This is a genomic window from Pseudoalteromonas shioyasakiensis, from assembly GCF_019134595.1.
Taxonomy (GTDB): Bacteria; Pseudomonadota; Gammaproteobacteria; order Enterobacterales; family Alteromonadaceae; genus Pseudoalteromonas; species Pseudoalteromonas shioyasakiensis_A.
In genome coordinates, this window is record NZ_CP077770.1 from 2,308,037 (window position 1) to 2,325,222 (window position 17,186).

At 41.7% G+C, this 17,186-nt stretch carries 19 protein-coding genes; 15 read left to right on the top strand and 4 right to left on the bottom strand.

From position 1 onward, the window contains the following. Positions 1-387 precede the first annotated feature (387 nt). Genes KQP93_RS10800 through trpA form a run of 6 tightly spaced genes read left to right on the top strand, consistent with a single transcriptional unit; the run spans position 388 to position 6,948 of the window. On the top strand, positions 388-1,956 hold the full coding sequence (locus KQP93_RS10800; RefSeq protein ID WP_217874383.1) for an anthranilate synthase component 1: 1,569 nt from the start codon (positions 388-390) through the stop codon (positions 1,954-1,956). Then, entirely contained in the window at positions 1,956-2,561 is a 606-nt protein-coding gene (locus tag KQP93_RS10805; protein WP_062565123.1) for an aminodeoxychorismate/anthranilate synthase component II, read from the top strand. Before KQP93_RS10800 ends, KQP93_RS10805 begins: the two co-directional genes overlap by 1 nt. Positions 2,562-2,570: 9 nt before the next feature. Continuing rightward, the gene (gene trpD, locus KQP93_RS10810) at positions 2,571-3,590 is read left to right on the top strand and encodes an anthranilate phosphoribosyltransferase (RefSeq protein ID WP_217874384.1); all 1,020 of its coding nucleotides are present in this window, start codon (positions 2,571-2,573) and stop codon (positions 3,588-3,590) included. Continuing rightward, positions 3,583-4,947, top strand: a complete 1,365-nt coding sequence (trpCF, locus tag KQP93_RS10815; RefSeq protein WP_217874386.1) for a bifunctional indole-3-glycerol-phosphate synthase TrpC/phosphoribosylanthranilate isomerase TrpF — start codon at positions 3,583-3,585, stop codon at positions 4,945-4,947. Before trpD ends, trpCF begins: the two co-directional genes overlap by 8 nt. Before the next feature lie 7 nt (positions 4,948-4,954). Then, positions 4,955-6,139: a tryptophan synthase subunit beta gene (trpB, locus tag KQP93_RS10820; RefSeq protein WP_055198741.1), complete on the top strand. Its 1,185-nt coding sequence runs from the start codon at positions 4,955-4,957 to the stop codon at positions 6,137-6,139. Further along, entirely contained in the window at positions 6,136-6,948 is an 813-nt protein-coding gene (trpA, locus tag KQP93_RS10825; RefSeq protein ID WP_217874387.1) for a tryptophan synthase subunit alpha, read from the top strand. Before trpB ends, trpA begins: the two co-directional genes overlap by 4 nt. 61 nt (positions 6,949-7,009) lie before the next feature. On the opposite strand, the gene KQP93_RS10830 is transcribed toward trpA, so the two are convergent. Both KQP93_RS10830 and KQP93_RS10835 read right to left on the bottom strand, forming a co-directional pair. Then, the gene (locus KQP93_RS10830; RefSeq protein ID WP_217874389.1) at positions 7,010-7,582 is read right to left on the bottom strand and encodes a type 1 glutamine amidotransferase domain-containing protein; all 573 of its coding nucleotides are present in this window, start codon (positions 7,580-7,582) and stop codon (positions 7,010-7,012) included. Between the two features lie 137 nt (positions 7,583-7,719). Continuing rightward, complete coding sequence (locus KQP93_RS10835; RefSeq protein ID WP_054561225.1) at positions 7,720-7,989, bottom strand: HU family DNA-binding protein; 270 nt, start codon at positions 7,987-7,989, stop codon at positions 7,720-7,722. Between the two features lie 194 nt (positions 7,990-8,183). On the opposite strand from KQP93_RS10835, the gene KQP93_RS10840 reads away from it, so the two are divergent. After that, positions 8,184-8,771, top strand: coding sequence for an inner membrane-spanning protein YciB (locus tag KQP93_RS10840; RefSeq protein ID WP_217874390.1), 588 nt, complete (start codon positions 8,184-8,186; stop codon positions 8,769-8,771). 58 nt (positions 8,772-8,829) lie between these two features. Next, positions 8,830-9,468 carry a CPBP family glutamic-type intramembrane protease gene (locus KQP93_RS10845; protein WP_217874392.1) on the top strand — a complete coding sequence of 213 codons (639 nt, stop codon included), beginning with the start codon at positions 8,830-8,832 and terminating at the stop codon, positions 9,466-9,468. 61 nt (positions 9,469-9,529) lie between these two features. On the opposite strand, the gene KQP93_RS10850 is transcribed toward KQP93_RS10845, so the two are convergent. Next, a complete protein-coding gene (locus KQP93_RS10850; RefSeq protein ID WP_217874393.1) occupies positions 9,530-10,954 on the bottom strand; it encodes a sodium-dependent transporter in 1,425 nt (474 codons plus the stop codon). A gap of 176 nt (positions 10,955-11,130) precedes the next feature. Here KQP93_RS10850 and KQP93_RS10855 point away from each other — a divergent pair, with 176 nt between their 5' ends. From KQP93_RS10855 to KQP93_RS10875, 5 genes are all read left to right on the top strand, one after another. Further along, a complete protein-coding gene (locus tag KQP93_RS10855; protein ID WP_054552909.1) occupies positions 11,131-11,430 on the top strand; it encodes a YciI family protein in 300 nt (99 codons plus the stop codon). Between the two features lie 151 nt (positions 11,431-11,581). After that, positions 11,582-11,833, top strand: a complete 252-nt coding sequence (locus KQP93_RS10860) for a PepSY domain-containing protein (protein ID WP_054552908.1) — start codon at positions 11,582-11,584, stop codon at positions 11,831-11,833. Between the two features lie 2 nt (positions 11,834-11,835). After that, positions 11,836-12,510, top strand: coding sequence for a response regulator transcription factor (locus tag KQP93_RS10865; protein WP_054552907.1), 675 nt, complete (start codon positions 11,836-11,838; stop codon positions 12,508-12,510). After that, the gene (locus KQP93_RS10870) at positions 12,504-13,841 is read left to right on the top strand and encodes an ATP-binding protein (RefSeq protein ID WP_058584761.1); all 1,338 of its coding nucleotides are present in this window, start codon (positions 12,504-12,506) and stop codon (positions 13,839-13,841) included. The genes KQP93_RS10865 and KQP93_RS10870 overlap by 7 nt, the downstream gene beginning before the upstream one ends. Then, the gene (locus tag KQP93_RS10875; RefSeq protein WP_217874395.1) at positions 13,828-14,244 is read left to right on the top strand and encodes a hypothetical protein; all 417 of its coding nucleotides are present in this window, start codon (positions 13,828-13,830) and stop codon (positions 14,242-14,244) included. Before KQP93_RS10870 ends, KQP93_RS10875 begins: the two co-directional genes overlap by 14 nt. 48 nt (positions 14,245-14,292) lie before the next feature. Here KQP93_RS10875 and KQP93_RS10880 read toward each other — a convergent pair whose 3' ends face one another. Beyond that, a complete protein-coding gene (locus KQP93_RS10880) occupies positions 14,293-15,330 on the bottom strand; it encodes an AI-2E family transporter (protein WP_058584824.1) in 1,038 nt (345 codons plus the stop codon). Positions 15,331-15,482: 152 nt separating this feature from the next. Here KQP93_RS10880 and KQP93_RS10885 point away from each other — a divergent pair, with 152 nt between their 5' ends. Both KQP93_RS10885 and KQP93_RS10890 read left to right on the top strand, forming a co-directional pair. Continuing rightward, positions 15,483-16,073 (top strand): hypothetical protein, encoded by a 591-nt coding sequence (locus KQP93_RS10885; protein ID WP_217874397.1) that lies wholly within the window; start codon positions 15,483-15,485, stop codon positions 16,071-16,073. 63 nt (positions 16,074-16,136) lie between these two features. Further along, entirely contained in the window at positions 16,137-17,042 is a 906-nt protein-coding gene (locus KQP93_RS10890) for a M14 family metallopeptidase (RefSeq protein WP_217874398.1), read from the top strand. The last annotated feature ends 144 nt before the right edge of the window (positions 17,043-17,186 follow it).

Below are 17,186 nucleotides of genomic sequence, written 5' to 3' on the forward strand. Positions count from 1 at the left end.
CACGTATTAATATGTAAATTAATGCTTGACAGTATCGGCTTAGGTACGCTTTACTGTATGCACTTTCAGACACGCTAAATAAGAAATAACAATGAACAAAACAATTCAAATCACAATTTGGTGGTGGCACTCGTAACTAGCGGGTGACGAATTGTCGTGTCTAACGATTTCAAAACCCGCTCATGTAGCGGGTTTTTTTATATCTAAATTTTAAGGTTTTATAATGAATTACATAGCAACTCTTACACATCATTGGTGGTGGCGCCTGGCTTAGCGGGACGGTAAGGGTCTATCTAATTTATAGGCATCTTTATACGAACCCCGCCAAGCATAGCTTCGCGGGGTTTTGTTTTTTAAAGAGTTTTTGGGAATGAGGGAGAATGAGGTTTGATTTTTAGTCATATAACAACGACACCGGGTGAAGTAACCAGTATCACTCAAGTGCGCGACTACATCAGTAGCCCACTTGCGTTATACAGTTTACTCGATAAACCTAATTCACTATTGTTAGAGTCTGCTGAAATTGATTCTAAAGACAGTGTAAAAAGTCTAATTTTGGTTGACTCAGCGCTACGTATTGTTTGCCAAGGCAAACAGGTCACACTCACTGCACAGTCAAATAACGGCAAACAATTACTGCCTTATTTACAAACTCATGTGCAAAACTGCTCTGCTGAGCTTGTAGAAGACACATTAACGTTAACCTACAACGAGGTAGCAAGCGACATTGATGAAGCCAGTAAATTAGTAGCAGATAACGCTTTTAGTGCGCTACGTAGCTGTATTAATAGTATTAAAAGCACCACAGATAACCCATTTTCCGTGTTCTTAGGCGGTGTATTTGCCTACGATATGGTTGCTAATTTCGAAACTCTTTCTGATGTGCCTGACGGCGAAAACAGCTGCCCAGATTATGTTTTCTACCTAGCCGAAACGTTAGTTGTCATCGACCATCAAGCAAAAACAACCGAGCTAATTGGCAATGTATTTAACGGCCCAGAAGTTCATGCTAATTGCTTTGAGGTTGGTCAACAGTTAGAGCGTTTAAATGCCGTATGTGACAATGCACAAAGCTACCAAGGGCAAAAGCAAACCGGCTCAAACCCAATTTCTGTTGATGTTAGCGACGAGCAATACTGCGAACATGTGATCAAGTTAAAAAACAACATCGTTGATGGCGATATTTTCCAAGTTGTTCCATCACGTACTTTTTCTCTCGCCTGCCCTGACTCACTTCATGCTTACAGCCAACTAAAACAACAAAACCCAAGCCCATATATGTTTTACATGCGCGATGAAGAATTTGTGTTATTTGGCGCATCACCCGAGTCAGCCCTCAAATATTGCGCAGAGAGTAAACAAGTTGAGGTATACCCAATTGCTGGTACTCGCCCTCGTGGCAAGTTTGCTAACGGGCAAATTAATCCAGACCTAGACAGCCGCATTGAGCTTGAACTTCGCAACGACCAAAAAGAACGTGCCGAGCACCTTATGTTAGTTGATTTAGCACGAAATGATGTAGCCCGTATTAGCGTACCAGGCACTCGTCACGCTAAAGAGTTATTAAAAGTAGACCGCTACTCACAAGTGATGCATTTAGTTTCACGCGTGGTGGGTACTTTAAAACCTGAACTCGATGCGCTACATGCTTACCAAGCTTGTATGAACATGGGCACCTTAGTGGGTGCACCAAAAGTACGCGCTGCTGAGTTAGTTCGTCAAACCGAAAAGAAACGCCGCGGCAGCTATGGAGGTGCAGTGGGTTATTTAACGGGCGATGGCGCCATGGATAGCTGTATTGTTATTCGCTCTGCCTTTGTTAAAAACGGCACGGCCTACGTGCAAGCAGGTGCAGGTGTGGTGTTTGATTCAGATCCACAATCTGAAGCCAATGAAACCCGTGCTAAAGCACAAGCTGTGATCACTGCGATTCAATCGACTTACGAGGCACAATAATGACGACAACATCAGCCTATAAAATCTACTTCTTAGATAACTTTGATTCATTTAGTTATAACTTAGTCGATGAACTTTCTATGTTAGGGTGCCAGTTAGTGGTATACCGTAATAACATCAGTGCACAAAGCATCTTTGACAAAATGTGCCAAGAAACCGTACCTGTGTTATTAGTACTTTCACCCGGCCCCGGCGCACCATCGGATGCGGGTTGTTTAATGGAACTCATTGAACTGTGTAAAGGCCGCTTCCCGATGCTGGGCATCTGTTTAGGCCAGCAAGCACTAACACAAAGCTACGGTGGGGTTATTGGTCATGCAGGTGAAACTGTGCATGGCAAGTCATCAATTATTACGTTGACTGAGCACCCAGTATTTGCAGGAATGGGCGATAAAATGCCAGTTGCTCGTTATCATTCATTAATGGCAACCAAAGTCCCTGATGACGTTGAAGTAATTGCTTGTTATGAGAATATTCCGATGGCAATTTACCATCAACAAGATAATGCCCTTGGCTATCAGTTTCATCCTGAGTCAATTTTAACGCCAAATGGCGCATTGCTATTACAGCAAAGCATTGAATTTTTAACCGCACGCGTGCAGTAGAGGAATAACATGGAAGCAACAACTCAAACCCAGTTAAACCAATTATTAGCAAAGCAAGATTTATCGTTTTCGCAAGCAACTGCATTGTTTGACGCCATCATGAATGGCAAGCTTAATGATATTGAATTAACTGCTGCACTTATCGCCCTAAAACTAAAAGGCGAAACAAGTGATGAAATCGCTGGTGCTGCGGCATCAATGCGCGCCAATGCAGTGCCATTTAAAACCAGCAAAACCTTGCTTGCCGATAGCTGTGGTACCGGTGGTGATGGCTCAAACACCATTAATATTAGTACCACGGCTGCCATTGTTGCCGCCGCTGCGGGTATCAACATGGTCAAACATGGTAATCGCAGTGTGTCGAGTAATTCTGGCTCTGCGGATTTACTAAAAGCTTTGGGTATCAATATTGATATGAGCCCTGAGCAAGCTGCTCATTGTTTAGAAAATACCGGCTTTACATTTTTATTTGCGCCGCATTATCACAGTGGCGTACGCCATGCGATGGGCGTACGTACGGCCCTTAAAAGCCGCACGATTTTTAATATCTTAGGGCCACTGGCCAACCCCGCAGCCCCTGAGGTGCAATTGCTTGGTGTTTATGACGCTTCGCTGTGTTTACCAATGGCCGAAACCTTAAAAACCCTTGGCACAAAACGCGCTATGGTGGTTCACGGTGCAGGCACTGACGAAATTGCCTTACACGGGACAACCAAAGTGGTTGAGCTTAATAACGGTGAGCTGAGCGAATACACACTAACAGCAAGCGATTTTGGTCTTGCAAACTATTCACTTGAACAACTAGCAGGCCAAGGCCCAGAATATAACGCAAAAGCCAGCTTAGCGATTTTACAAGGTCAAGGTGAAATGGCGCATAACGCAGCCATTATAGCCAACGTTGCCGCCCTTCTTTATTTAACCGATAAAGCAAGTGATTTAAAAGCAGCCGCAGATCAAGTAAGCGAACTATTAGCATCAGGCAAAGCGATGGACACATTGAACGCAATTATTGAGGTAAGTCATGGCTAACGTGTTAGACAAAATTGTTGCCGACAAACGCATTGAATTAGAACAAAGAAAAGTACAGCGCCCGCTTGAATCTTTCATTAGCGAGGTTGTGCCAACCAAACGAGACTTTGAAGGCGCATTAGCAGCAACCGGCACGCAGTTTATTTTAGAATGTAAAAAAGCCTCACCATCAAAGGGGCTTATTCGCGAACCATTCAATTTAGACGAAATTACATCGGTTTATAAAAAGTACGCAACCTGTATGAGCGTACTAACAGATGAAAAATATTTCCAAGGCAGTTATCAGTACCTTGAGTATGTGCGCAGCCAAGTTGAACAGCCGCTAATTTGTAAAGACTTCTTTATTGATGAGTACCAAGTTTATTTAGCACGCTTATCGGGTGGTGATGCCATTTTATTAATGCTCTCTGTCCTTGATGACGAACAATATTTAGCGCTTCACAAAGTGGCTGACTCTTTAAACATGTCGGTACTCACTGAAGTTAGTAATGAGCAAGAAGTAAGCCGTGCTCTTTCACTTAATGCCAGCCTTATCGGTATTAATAACCGCGACCTTCGTGACTTAAGTACTGATCTTGCAACAACTGAGCGCTTACGTCAGCTTATCCCAAATGACAAAGTGGTGATTTCAGAGTCTGGCATTTATACCCATAAAGATGTAAAACGCCTTGCGCCATTGTGTGATGGCTTTTTAATTGGCAGCTCACTGATGGCCGAGCGCGACTTAGAAGCCGCATGTCGTAAAGTGATTTTAGGTGAGAACAAAGTGTGCGGTTTAACCCGTTCACAAGATGCGATGGCAGCCTACGCCAGTGGTGCTGTGTATGGTGGCTTAATTTTTTATCCTAAGTCACCGCGCTATGTCGATATCGACTGTGCCAAACAAGTTACGCAAAGTGCCCCGCTCGCGTATGTGGGTGTGTTTGTCAATGCACCGCTTGAACAAGTGGTCGATTATGCACAAAGCTTAAAATTAGCTGCAGTGCAATTACATGGCGATGAGAATAGCGAATATATTCAAAGTCTCAGAAAGCAATTACCACTTGGCTGTGAAATTTGGAAAGCCCAAGCCGTTAAAGGTGAATTACCTAAACCGCTTGAAGGGGTTGATCGCCATTTATACGATACTTACAGCAAAAGCCAAAAAGGCGGCACAGGCGAAGCATTTGATTGGTCAGTGCTAGAGACGGCAACCGTGCCGTTTATGTTAGCCGGTGGTTTAAACCCAGAAAATATTCATGCAGCGCTTTATCGCGGTGCCAATGGCCTTGACCTAAATTCTGGCGTTGAAGCGTCAGCGGGTAAAAAGTGCCAAACAAAATTACAAAATGCGTTTTCGCATATCAGAAATTATTGAGGTTAGAATGCAAAATCCAGCTTATTTCGGTGAATTCGGTGGTATGTTTGTACCACAGCTGCTTGTGCCAGCTCTCAAGCAACTAGAAGCAGAATTTAATAAATCACAAAACGATCCAGCTTTTCAGGCTGAGTTTGAAAAACTATTAAATGAATACGCAGGTCGCCCTACACCATTAACACTGACACGTAACTTAGTTAAAAATCCTAAGGTAAAACTGTATTTAAAGCGTGAAGATTTACTGCACGGTGGTGCGCACAAAACCAATCAAGTACTTGGTCAAGCACTCCTTACCAAACGCATGGGTAAAAAAGAAGTGATTGCAGAAACAGGTGCCGGCCAACACGGTGTTGCAACGGCCCTTGCCTGTGCCCTACTTGGCTTAAAATGCCGCGTTTACATGGGTGCAAAAGACGTTGAACGTCAGCAACCAAATGTATTTCGTATGAAACTAATGGGCGCAGAGGTTATTCCTGTCACAGCAGGCTCTGGTACCTTAAAGGATGCAGTAAACGAAGCACTACGCGATTGGTCAGCTAATTACAAAGATGCTCACTATTTACTAGGCACTGCAGCAGGCCCTCACCCATTCCCAACCATGGTACGTGAGTTCCAAAAAATGATTGGTGAAGAAGCAAAACAACAAGTGCTTAAAGCAGAAGGTCGCTTACCTGATGCGGTGCTTGCTTGTGTGGGTGGTGGCTCAAACGCCATTGGTATGTTCACAGACTTCATTGATGAGCCAAGCGTAAAATTAATTGGTGTAGAGCCAGCTGGTAAAGGCTTAGATACCCACCAGCATGGTGCAACCTTATGTAAAGGCACAAAAGGCATTTTACACGGTACCTATACCTATATTATGCAAGATGATGATGGTCAAATTGAAGAGTCTTACTCTGTATCAGCAGGTCTTGATTACCCTGCTGTTGGTCCACAACATGCGCACTTACATGAAACTGGCCGTGCTGAGTACGTTGGAATTAGCGATACTGAAGCGCTTGAAGCATTCCAACTACTGGCTAAAAACGAAGGGATCATTCCAGCGCTTGAATCAAGCCATGCCCTCGCATATGCCCTTAAATATGCCGAGCAACAAACCGAAGACACTATTTTAGTGGTTAACCTAAGCGGCCGAGGCGATAAAGATTTGGCTCACGTACACAGTGTTTTATCTGAAGGAGGCGCACTATGAGCCAGACTAACCGTTACGGACAACTGTTCGCCACATTAAATGAAACCAACCAAGGTGCCTTTGTACCCTTTGTTACTATTGGCGACCCTAATAAAGCACTGAGTGTAGAAATCATCAAAAGCTTAATTGATGGCGGCGCTGATGCCCTTGAGCTAGGTATTCCTTTTTCTGATCCGATTGCAGATGGCCCGGTGATCCAAGCGGCCAACATTCGTGCACTTGATGAAAACATCAATACCCAAGATTGCTTTGATATCATTAAACAAGTGCGCCAGTACAATGCCGATATTCCAATTGGCCTGTTATTGTATTCAAACTTAGTGTTTAAACGTGGCATCGATAAGTTTTATCAAGATGCTAAAGAAGCAGGTGTCGATTCAATTTTAGTGGCTGACGTGCCGCTACATGAATCAAAGCTATTTCGCCAAACAGCGATGAAAAATGGTATTGACCCAATTTTTATTGCTACACCGAATGCTGATGATGACACTTTACGAGAGTGTGCGTCATATGGCCGTGGTTACACATACCTTCTTTCACGCGCAGGTGTGACAGGCACAGAAACCAAGGCACAAATGCCAGCAGATTCATTAGTTAAAAAACTAAAAGATTACCATGCTGCACCGGCATTATTAGGCTTTGGCGTATCAACGCCGGAAGATGTTAAATCAGCACTTGATTCAGGGGCCGCTGGTGCGATTTCAGGCTCTGCGGTTGTTAAAATCATCGAGGCAAACCTTGATGATCAAGCAGCAATGCTAACTGGTTTAAAAGAGTTTGTAGCCAGTATGAAAGTAGCTACAAAGTAAGTTTGTTTTATTACTTTAAAAAGGGCCATAAAGGCCCTTTTTTGTGTCTAACTATTTATGATTAATGATGGCGGTGAATACCCTCTTTAATCTCTTCGATAAACTTACGATTAAAAGCCTCAAGGTCGGCTGGGCTTCGGCTTGTAACTATGCCCTCATCTACACAAACCTCTTGATCAACCCAATTAGCCCCTGCATTGATCAAATCCGTTTTGATACTTGGATATGACGTTACTTTGCGATCGCGTAGTTTGTTAATTTCGGCTAATAGCCATGGGCCGTGGCAAATCGCAGCGATGGGTTTATTTTTACCGGCACTGAAAAAACCATCAACAAAGGCTTTTGCTTCACTATTTTGACGTAACGTATCTGGGTTGAATAAGCCACCAGGCAGAAGTAACGCATCATACTCTGCAGAGTCTGCTTCGTTTACTACACGGTCAACACTGACTCGCTCACCCCATTGGTTTTCATCCCATGCGGTAATATCGCCGCGCTCAAGTGACACAACTTCAACAAGTGCACCAGCTTCTAATAATGCGCTTCGTGGTGACAAAAGCTCGCTTTGCTCAAAACCATTGGTTGCAAGAATGGCAATCTTTTTACCATTAAGTTGGCTGTTTAAATTTGACATGTTATCTCCTTATTTAGGTAAACCTAAACAATTAACAGCAGACAACATGCCAAACTTAATAGATTGAAAGTATTGAATAAATTTTCAGGTATTCTATTTATGCTCTGTAAATACTACAACCGCTTTGCAAATCCTGCTTACAAACCGTCTTTGAGTGCTTTAGCAGGTTTAAAAACTGGCTTGTTAGCACCTTCTATTTCAATTTCTTCACCGGTTTGTGGGTTGCGCCCTTTGCGTGCAGGATAATAACTTAAGGCAAACGTACCAAAGCCATTAATTTGCACTTGGTCGCCCTCAGAAAGAGACTTTTCGATAGCATTTAACATGCTGGTTAAGGCAGCTTGTGTGTCTTTTTTTGTTAATTCACTGTGGGCAGCCATTTGCGATACTAACGCGGCTTTATTCATAAAAAGTGCTCCAAAATACGCCGCTTAATCATCTGAGGTTAAGCGGAAAAAGATAAGGTAAAACAACCTAAGCGCAGGTTTAGGCCAGATTGGCTCGGGAGGCTAAGCTTTCAGGGCTGCTAAGTCAACCTTGTATCTTGCGCGATAACTTGATACAACCCAGTATCTTTTTAAATTAGAGCATTTATAAATTTATGCATGCGATTATTGAATACATTCCGCTGATCCTGTTTTTTGCGGTTTTCAAGCTAGTTGATATTTATTGGGCAACAGCCTTGCTGATGCTGACCACCTTAATTCAAGTTGCTTACTGTTATTTTAAAGATGGTAAAGTGCCAACCCGTCACTGGGTGTTTTTTGCTATAGCGGTGGTGTTAGGTACCCTCACCTTAGTGTTCCACGACGAGCAGTTTGTGAAATGGAAAGCCACCATTGTGTATGCCATTTTCAGTGTTAGTTTGTTAGTAAGCCGCTATGTACTTGGCAAAAACCTAGTGAAAAAAGCACTTAGCTCGATTTTAGAAAATGCCTCTGAGAGTAAACAAGAAATCAACGTACCTGAAGCGCTCTGGAATAAGCTTAACCTATTTTGGGTTGCGGTGACTGCAGGTATCTCAGCGCTGAATATCTACATTGCCTATAACTTCTCGCTCGATTTTTGGGTTAACTTTAAAGTGTTTGGCTTAATGGGCATTACCTTTGTTTGCGTGTTAGCAACGATCATCACCCTATTCAAATACTTACCTGAAGATGACGAAGAGAAAGATCCAAAGCAATCTTAATGTCATAAATCTGTCGTCTTAGCTTGTTAGCGTAAACAAAAAACACGCTGAGACGACATTGAACGCTAACCAATACCGCTGGCTTGAATTTACCCTCATATTTGTTTCTCTGCCGCTATTAGGCTTTTTTCTTCGTGCCTACCTTGCTAACTGGCTTATTCCTGCCCTTATTATTTTAATGACCGTGTGCGGCATGTTGCTTTTGTCTGACCCCCATTTTAAACGCTTTCGTTTAACTAGCCTTGGGCAATTTAGTGCAGTAAAACGCCGCTTATTTAGTTTCTTCTTTTTAGGGGCGCTATTTTCTGGAATGTTTTACGGCATCATGAATCAAGAAAACTGGTTTTCACTGCCACGAAACTCATTTAACGATTGGCTAATGTTGTTATTGCTCTACCCTATCTTATCGGTGATGCCACAAGAGCTTATTTTTAGAACCTACTTTTTCCATCGCTATAAACGCATTATGCCAAGTAAAACAGTGCGTATTATTGTCAGCGCATCAGTGTTTGCGTTGGCTCATATTGTCTATGCGAATGTATTGGCCGTATTGTTGGCATTTTTAGGTGGGCTGTTGTTTTCTTATACTTACGCGCAAAGCCGCTCAACCTTCGTGTGTGTGATTGAACACAGCTTATGGGGGCTTTGGATGTTTACCCTTGGCTTGGGTGATGTGCTCGATGCCGGAGCCTTTTAAAATAATAAAGGTAGGCATAAAAAAGCCGCGCAAAGTGCGCGGCTAAGTATTGAACTGGTTTTTAAAATCCGAAAATACTAAATGCAAAAAACTTAGTCGCCACCGTATTTACAAAGATTAGTAATAAAATGGCAGGGATAAACGTTGATAGCGAGAAGTTGACATACTTCTCTGTGAAGCTACCAATATAGCCTTCACAGCCCTGGCTTAGCTCTGCCGATAAGTTTGCTTTTTTCCAACGATACATAACGAATAAACACACCATTAAACCATTAAGCGGTAAAATTGTGTCGTAAAACACATCATAAACAATATCAAATAAGCTCTTATCTGCACCGCCATAGCTAACAAACTTTGTAAGCGAGTCAACCATACCAAATGACATGGTACACAGCACAGTTAATACACCTGTAGATAAAGTTAAGATTGCCAGAGCTTTTTTACGGCTGATACCTTTGCGGTCACTTAATGTTGCTGTTGGTACTTCTACAATTGATACAAGTGACGTAATTGCAGCAAAAAAGACAAGTAAAAAGAATACAAACGCAACAATTGATGCACCCACATAGCCAATATCAGCTTGTAATGCTAATAAAATTTTTGGTAGGTATACAAAAATCATCGATACTGACGAGTCAGATAAAGTACTTGGGTCGGTATCTGGGTTAAAACTGAAAATAGCTGGAAGCACCATTAGACCAGCAATAAACGCAACCAATGAATCAGTGACTGCAACCATTTTTGCACTACCAACAATGTCGTCTTTCTTAGAAATATAAGATGCATAGGTCATTAAGATACCCATACCCAGTGACAACGAGAAAAACGCTTGAGCTAATGCACCATTTAATACGCTGGCATCCATTTTTGAAAAGTCAGGCACAACATAGTACTTAACACCGGCCATTGCGTTATCAAGAGTTAGTACGTATACAACCAACGCGGTGAGTAGTACAAATAAAGCTGGCATCATAAACTTAGCCGCTTTTTCAATACCTTCTTTAACACCGCCCACTAAAATCAAGTTAACGATGATGGCAACCACGGCCATATAACCAAACACGGTATAGCTATTGATGAAGGTGCCAAAATTATCTGGCTGGGCCAAGGCATCTAGATTCCCCAATGCGGTTTGCGATAAATAACCGAAAATCCATACTGTGATCACCATATAAAAAACAGCAATCATAAATGGCGTTAATACGGCTAAAAAACCAGCAAAGTTCCATTTAGGATCATTGCCCGCTAAAAATTTGTATGAACCAAGTGGATCTTTTTGCGCTTTACGACCCATAGCCATTTCAGCCATCATCACTGGCAAACAGATAAAAATGACAAACAATGCATAGACTAAAAGGAAAGCACCACCGCCGTTTTTTGTAGCTGAAACCGGAAAACCTACTAAGTTTCCGATACCTACAGCAGAACCGGCTGCCGCTAAAATAAAACCGAGGCGGGAGCTAAAATGCTCGCGTTTTTCGCTCATTTAAAAACCTTATTATTATTTTCTCAACCCAGCGACTCTACCAGTGTTACACCGCGTATTTCAAGCTTTATAAGTTAAAGTTATATGGGTTTGTGTAAAGATTATTACGCGAATAATCTCTCGTCTATTGCTAAGAATATGCTACTATTTTTTAAAAATTACATTGAGAACTCACCATGCTGTATATGATTTATTCAACTGATGTTGAAAATAGTTTAGAAGCTCGCAAATCTGCACGCCCTGCTCACTTAGCACGCCTTCAAGAATTAGACGATCAAAACCGTTTATTTACGGCAGGCCCATTGCCAGCCATTGATAGTGAAGATCCGGCTGACGCTGGTTTTACTGGTTCATTAGTGGTTGCTGAGTTTGAGTCGTTAGAAGCAGCACGCGAATGGGCAGCAAACGACCCATATATTGCTGCGGGTGTTTACGACAACTCAGTCGTAAAACCATTTAAAAAAGTATTTGGTTAACCTCTGAACTTAACTGAATCAATAATTCAGTGTTTGTTCACGGCTTATTAACTAAGATTTGGCTATTGAATTACAGAATTTAACGTAATTACTTGAATTTTAGTTAATTGGTTAATTAAACTAAATGGGTCTGGTTTAGGAGTTCCCCGTCATGCGCATATTATTAGCCTTCAGTTTTAGTCTTTTATTTGCATTATCTAGCTTTCATGCTGATGCCAATAAGAAACAAGCCCAAGAAGTGACTAAAAAGCAGGCTGTGACGATCGCCAAAAAATCTGAAGACGGCCGAACCCTGAAAATCACAGAGCAAGATAAAGTATTTACCGTAAGAATTTTAAAAACGAACGGCCATGTGGTTGATGTCCATGTGAACAAAAAGACTGGCGAAGTGAAAAAGGATTAAGAATGCGAATTTTAGTTATTGAAGATGATTTACACTTAGCAGATAACCTTCGTAATGCGCTAGAAAAAGAGCGTTACAGCGTTGACCTTTGTCACGATGGTGAAGCTGGTTTATTCCATATTACCGAATACCCGTTAGATATGGCGGTAGTAGATTTAGGCTTACCAAAAGTTGATGGTATTGAATTAATTACCAAAGCACGTGCACAAGGTATTACCATTCCTATTTTGATTTTAACGGCACGTGACCGTTGGCAAGATAAAGTAGAAGGCTTAGATGCAGGTGCAGATGACTACCTGACTAAACCTTTCCACGTTGAAGAGCTAATTGCCCGCTGTAATGCGCTTATCCGCCGCAGCGCAGGTAAAGCAAACCCAGAAATGACAGCTGGCCCTATTAAAATTCATACTCGCTCACAGCAAGTATGGGTTAACGATAAAGAACTTAGCTTAACAGCATACGAATACAAAGTTTTAGAATACCTAATGGTAAACCCACAAAAGGTAATTTCTAAATCTGAACTAACAGAGCACATTTACGACCAAGACTTCGACCTTGATTCAAACGTAATCGAAGTTTTCGTATTGCGTTTACGTAAAAAGCTTGACCCTGATGGTACCCTTAACCCAGTAGAAACATTACGCGGCCGTGGTTATAGGCTTAAAAGTCAGTGGTAGCATCGCAAATACCGCTTAAAGTAAGGCAAGGATTTATCCTTGTCTTTGTTTTATTAGTCGCCCTACCAATTCTGTTTTTCTCAATTGGTAAGGCTTACTACGCCTCTTTGGTCGAAGCGACCGAAAAAACCCTCGAAGCTCACTTGTATTCATTAATCTCTGAAGTTGATTTCACTGAACGCGGCATCGTTATGCCAAGTACTATCTTAACGCCAGAGCTAAACCGACTAAATTCAGATACCTATGCAATGGTTTATCGCGGTGACTTGCCGGTTTGGTACTCTGAATCGGCGACCAATATCAACTTTATTCCTGATAACTTTGAAGCCCCTGCAGGCTCTGCGGATTTTCGCCGTGTTGAATACAACAATACTGTTTACTGGCAATTAACGCTTACTGTTATTTTAGAAAACATTGACCAATCAGAGCATGCACGTTTTATTCTATTAAAGCGTAATGATGCCCTACTGAGGCTGATGGATGGCTTTAAGCAAACACTCGTAAATTGGATGTATGTCATGGGTGTGGCCATTGCTGCGCTTATGGCGATTGGTTTTGTTTGGAGTGCAAGGCCACTGCAACGACTCGATAAAGAAATTAAAGCCATTGAGTCGGGTGATAACCAACAAATTAAAGGTCTTTACCCGGTTGAATTGCAAACCATTAAAGCCGATTTAAACTTATTGCTTGAATCGCAGCAGCGCCAAAAAGAGCGTTATCGCGCATCGTTAAGCGACCTTGCTCATGCATTAAAAACACCATTGGCAGTGCTTAAATCGAGCCCATTGGCCAATGATGCGGATGCACAAGAGCAGCTAGACCGAATTAATGTGATGATCGAGCACCAGTTAAAGCGCGCTGCAACAGGTGCGTCTGACACTTGGAAGAAACAAACTCATATCAAGCCTGTTATTGATTCGATCCTAAGCGCGATGAGCAAGGTTTATCGCGACAAAGATATTATTTTTACCTCAGAGGTTAGTGAAAAAGACTATTTCTTGGGTGATAAAACAGATTTGATGGAACTACTTGGTAATTTAATCGATAATGCCTGTAAAGCTTGCCGTTCACAGGTCGATATAAAGGTTAAGCAGAACAAAAAGTTAACGCTCAGTATAAGTGATGATGGCCCTGGTGTTCCTGAGCATAAGCGTGAATCATTACTAACTCGCGGTACCAGACTCGATACCTACGAAAGCGGCCACGGTGTCGGCATGGCTATCGTGTCGGATTTAGTCAACTCGTATAATGGCACATTAACCATTAAAGATGCAGAGAAACTAGCCGGTGCTGAGTTTATATTAGAGTTTAATTACCATGATAAAAAATAAAACATCAATTCTCGTTAAGTGCAGCTTTTTAGCTTTAATTGCAAGCACATCGCATGCTCAAGCAGAGCAAACGTGTGAGCTTGCGAGCAACAATACCGATGACACAAAACGCTATATTCAATGTCTTGATCAAGTTATCGCCGATATTCAGCGTGACCAAAAGATGTGGATTAATAAGCTCACTATGGATCTTGAGAAAATTAAAGAAGATACCGGTAACAGCCAATTGCTACCGATTTTTAATCGCAGTATCAAAAACCAGGAGCGTTATTTAGAAGACAGCTGTCGTTGGCGTTATTTACAAAAAATGCCAAATGGTACAAAAGCCGCTATTGCCTACAAGCAATGTGAAATTGAGATCCTGAAAAACCATGTGCAGGTTTTACAGCGACCTCTAAAGTGATAGCAACTCACACAGTTTGAGAAGTAAAAAGGCGCTTAAGCGCCTTTTTTAATCTTCAAGTTTTAGTTCTTCACCATTGCCAAGCAAGGTAGCAAGCCATCGCCCTTCTTGACTAGTTTCTAAGGCTATTTTAACTATCATGGTCAATGGAACTGACAACAACATGCCCACGGTCCCCATCAGCCAGCCCCAGAAAATCAAGGATAAAAACACCACCAGGGTCGATAAACCCAGCCCTTTCCCCATAAAACGCGGCTCGACGATATTACCCATCACTGTGTTTATAACTAAATAGCCACCAGCAATAAATCCTGCGACCAATGGGCCTTGGGTTATCAAAGCAAGTAACACAGGAGGTACAGCAGCGATGATAGAGCCAATATTAGGAATATAGTTAAGCATAAAGGCCACTACAGCCCAAAGTATAAAGTAATCAACATCAAGTGCCCAAAGCATAAAGCCGGCAAGCATACCTGTGCCTAAGCTAACCAGCGTTTTAATTGCTAGATATGAATTAATTGAATCTAAAAAGCGATCAACCTGCTGCATTTTCATTTCAGGATCGTCCAGTGCTAAATGCACTTTTTTGCTCAGCATAGGTCCTTCAAACAGCATGAACACCACGGTTAGGATGATTAAAAACAGGTTCGCCATCACGCCACCGAGGCCAGTGAGCATGTTGGTTGCAACATCGATCATTTTGCCCGGATCAAATAAAGAAATAATCTGCTCTTTATCAATCAGGATGTTATAACTTGCTGCAACATTAACCACCCAGACAAACTCTTCTTTTAGTTGAGCTTTGTACTCAGGCAGTTTTTCAGAAAAATCGGTCATCGATTGCCCAACCAACCCGGCAAGGCTTATCCCTACACCAACAATCATCAACATCACAAACACAACGGCAATCCCTTTAGGGATACCGTATTTAGCAAAGAAACGAATTAAGGGATTACAAATAATGGCAATAAAGGCTGCCAACACAAATGGGATAACAATCACACTTGCAGCTTTAATACCCGCTAAAACAACGACTAAAGCAGCAAATATCACTAAACTTTTATTTACACCAGTCAGGCTCGACAAAATAAAATCCTTGTTAGTTTTTTTATCAGTGTAAGTGAAATACGCCGCAAAAGAAATCACAAAGCAGCTGGCACAATTAATGCTCATTATACGTGCATAATTTGAACAATTTATGATACATATAAGTAAGCGTGCTTTAAAAGGAGCTTTATATGGCACATTTATCTGAACAAGAACTCACTTTCTTCAACCGTTTATTCGAGGCTGAACAAAATAATAGCGATCCAACCGACACAAAAATGTCTGTTAGGCTCAATTTGCCTGATAAATTAAACGGCTTACTTACCAATGCCAAACTAACACTACTTGCTGAAGTAGGGATTTACCAGTTGTGGTTTCCGCTTGAATTTACCAAGGACGAGAATGGCCAGCTGATCCCTGTACTTAGCGCACCAGAAGTAATAGATACCAAAGGTATTGAGCGCAGCTGGCGTACGCCTGATCTTGAAATACACACCGAACAATTTCAAATATTGTCTTTATCAAGCACAGGCGTATTACTCAAGCCAAAGCGTCAATCACCAGATCTTAATAAAGAGATACTGTTGGCATTTAATTTACCAAGTGAAGAACACGTAATCCTTAGCGTAAAGCCAATACGAACGACCAGCAAAGGAATTGCTGGAAAAATAGTAAAAGTGTGCCAAGGTGAAGATGCACTTCGTAAATACTTATTTGAGACCCATAAGCACCATCATGCAAAGCTGTACGAGCAAGGTAACTTTACTACTGAGCTTATCTAGTTGCAGCAGCTTAACAGCTTAGATAAGCTTGGCGTTTTGCAGCAAGTCACAACAAGGTATTTTATGAGTTACCCTATTGGAACCCCAGGTAAACCGTGGAACGAAGAAGATAAGAAAGCATGGTTTGAATTACAGTCGGTAAAGCGTAGCTATTTAGATGATGTTGTATCGCAACTAGACTCTTTATCAAGCGATTTCAATATTGAGCAATATGGCGCATTAAGTTACGACAGCGACAAATACCCACTTTACATTTTAAAGAGCAAGCAATGGCAAGCTGATAAACCTATTGTGCTGGTTACCGGTGGTGTTCATGGTTATGAAACAAGTGGCGTGCATGGTGCTTTAGCGTTTGCTAAGAGAAGTGCCAAAGACTACTTTGCTGATTTTAATATTTTAGTGGCTCCGTGTATCAGCCCATGGGGTTATGAAACGATTAACCGCTGGAATCCAAATGCCACGGATCCAAATCGCTCTTTCTATGCAGATAGCCCAGCTGAAGAGTCTGCAGCAATCATGCAGTATTTAGCCGACAACGCTATTGCACCTCATGTGCATATTGATCTGCATGAAACTACAGACACTGATAATAGTGAATTTCGCCCTGCTCTAGCAGCTCGTGATGCAACGACCCACGACAACTGGAATATCCCTGATGGCTTTTATCTTGTCGCTGATAGTGAGCGTCCGCATGATGCATTTCAAACAGCGATTATCAAATCAGTTGAGAAAGTAACCCACATCGCGCCAAGTGATGAGAATAACCAGTTGATTGGTGTACCACAAACTCAGTTTGGTGTGATTAATTATCAAGCGAAAAAGCTGGGGTTATGTATGGGCTTAACCGATGCAGAATATGTCACAACAACAGAGGTTTACCCTGATAGCCCACAGGCAAATGATGACATTTGTATTGATGCACAAGTAGCCTCAATTACCGGTGCATTGAACTATATTGTTAACAAATAGTTAGTTGCATTTTAAATTAGGGGTGGATTATTTATCCACCCCAAACCTAAATAACTAGATAAAATTTACACACAAATAAATTTAATGAAAAAGTTATGTTTTTTGAAATTTGTATACTAAATAACTAGACACATACATAGAATT

Excerpts from the sequence above, each read along its gene's own strand:
- trpD (WP_217874384.1), top strand. The coding sequence starts at position 2,571 with ATGGAAGCAACAACTCAAACCCAGTTAAACCAATTATTAGCAAAGCAA.
- KQP93_RS10890 (WP_217874398.1), top strand. The coding sequence starts at position 16,137 with ATGAGTTACCCTATTGGAACCCCAGGTAAACCGTGGAACGAAGAAGAT.
- KQP93_RS10875 (WP_217874395.1), top strand. The coding sequence starts at position 13,828 with ATGATAAAAAATAAAACATCAATTCTCGTTAAGTGCAGCTTTTTAGCT.
- trpB (WP_055198741.1), top strand. The coding sequence starts at position 4,955 with ATGCAAAATCCAGCTTATTTCGGTGAATTCGGTGGTATGTTTGTACCA.
- KQP93_RS10805 (WP_062565123.1), top strand. The coding sequence starts at position 1,956 with ATGACGACAACATCAGCCTATAAAATCTACTTCTTAGATAACTTTGAT.
- KQP93_RS10840 (WP_217874390.1), top strand. The coding sequence starts at position 8,184 with ATGCATGCGATTATTGAATACATTCCGCTGATCCTGTTTTTTGCGGTT.
- KQP93_RS10830 (WP_217874389.1), bottom strand. The coding sequence starts at position 7,582 with ATGTCAAATTTAAACAGCCAACTTAATGGTAAAAAGATTGCCATTCTT.
- trpCF (WP_217874386.1), top strand. The coding sequence starts at position 3,583 with ATGGCTAACGTGTTAGACAAAATTGTTGCCGACAAACGCATTGAATTA.
- KQP93_RS10885 (WP_217874397.1), top strand. The coding sequence starts at position 15,483 with ATGGCACATTTATCTGAACAAGAACTCACTTTCTTCAACCGTTTATTC.
- KQP93_RS10860 (WP_054552908.1), top strand. The coding sequence starts at position 11,582 with ATGCGCATATTATTAGCCTTCAGTTTTAGTCTTTTATTTGCATTATCT.
- KQP93_RS10865 (WP_054552907.1), top strand. The coding sequence starts at position 11,836 with ATGCGAATTTTAGTTATTGAAGATGATTTACACTTAGCAGATAACCTT.
- KQP93_RS10850 (WP_217874393.1), bottom strand. The coding sequence starts at position 10,954 with ATGAGCGAAAAACGCGAGCATTTTAGCTCCCGCCTCGGTTTTATTTTA.
- KQP93_RS10855 (WP_054552909.1), top strand. The coding sequence starts at position 11,131 with ATGCTGTATATGATTTATTCAACTGATGTTGAAAATAGTTTAGAAGCT.
- trpA (WP_217874387.1), top strand. The coding sequence starts at position 6,136 with ATGAGCCAGACTAACCGTTACGGACAACTGTTCGCCACATTAAATGAA.
- KQP93_RS10835 (WP_054561225.1), bottom strand. The coding sequence starts at position 7,989 with ATGAATAAAGCCGCGTTAGTATCGCAAATGGCTGCCCACAGTGAATTA.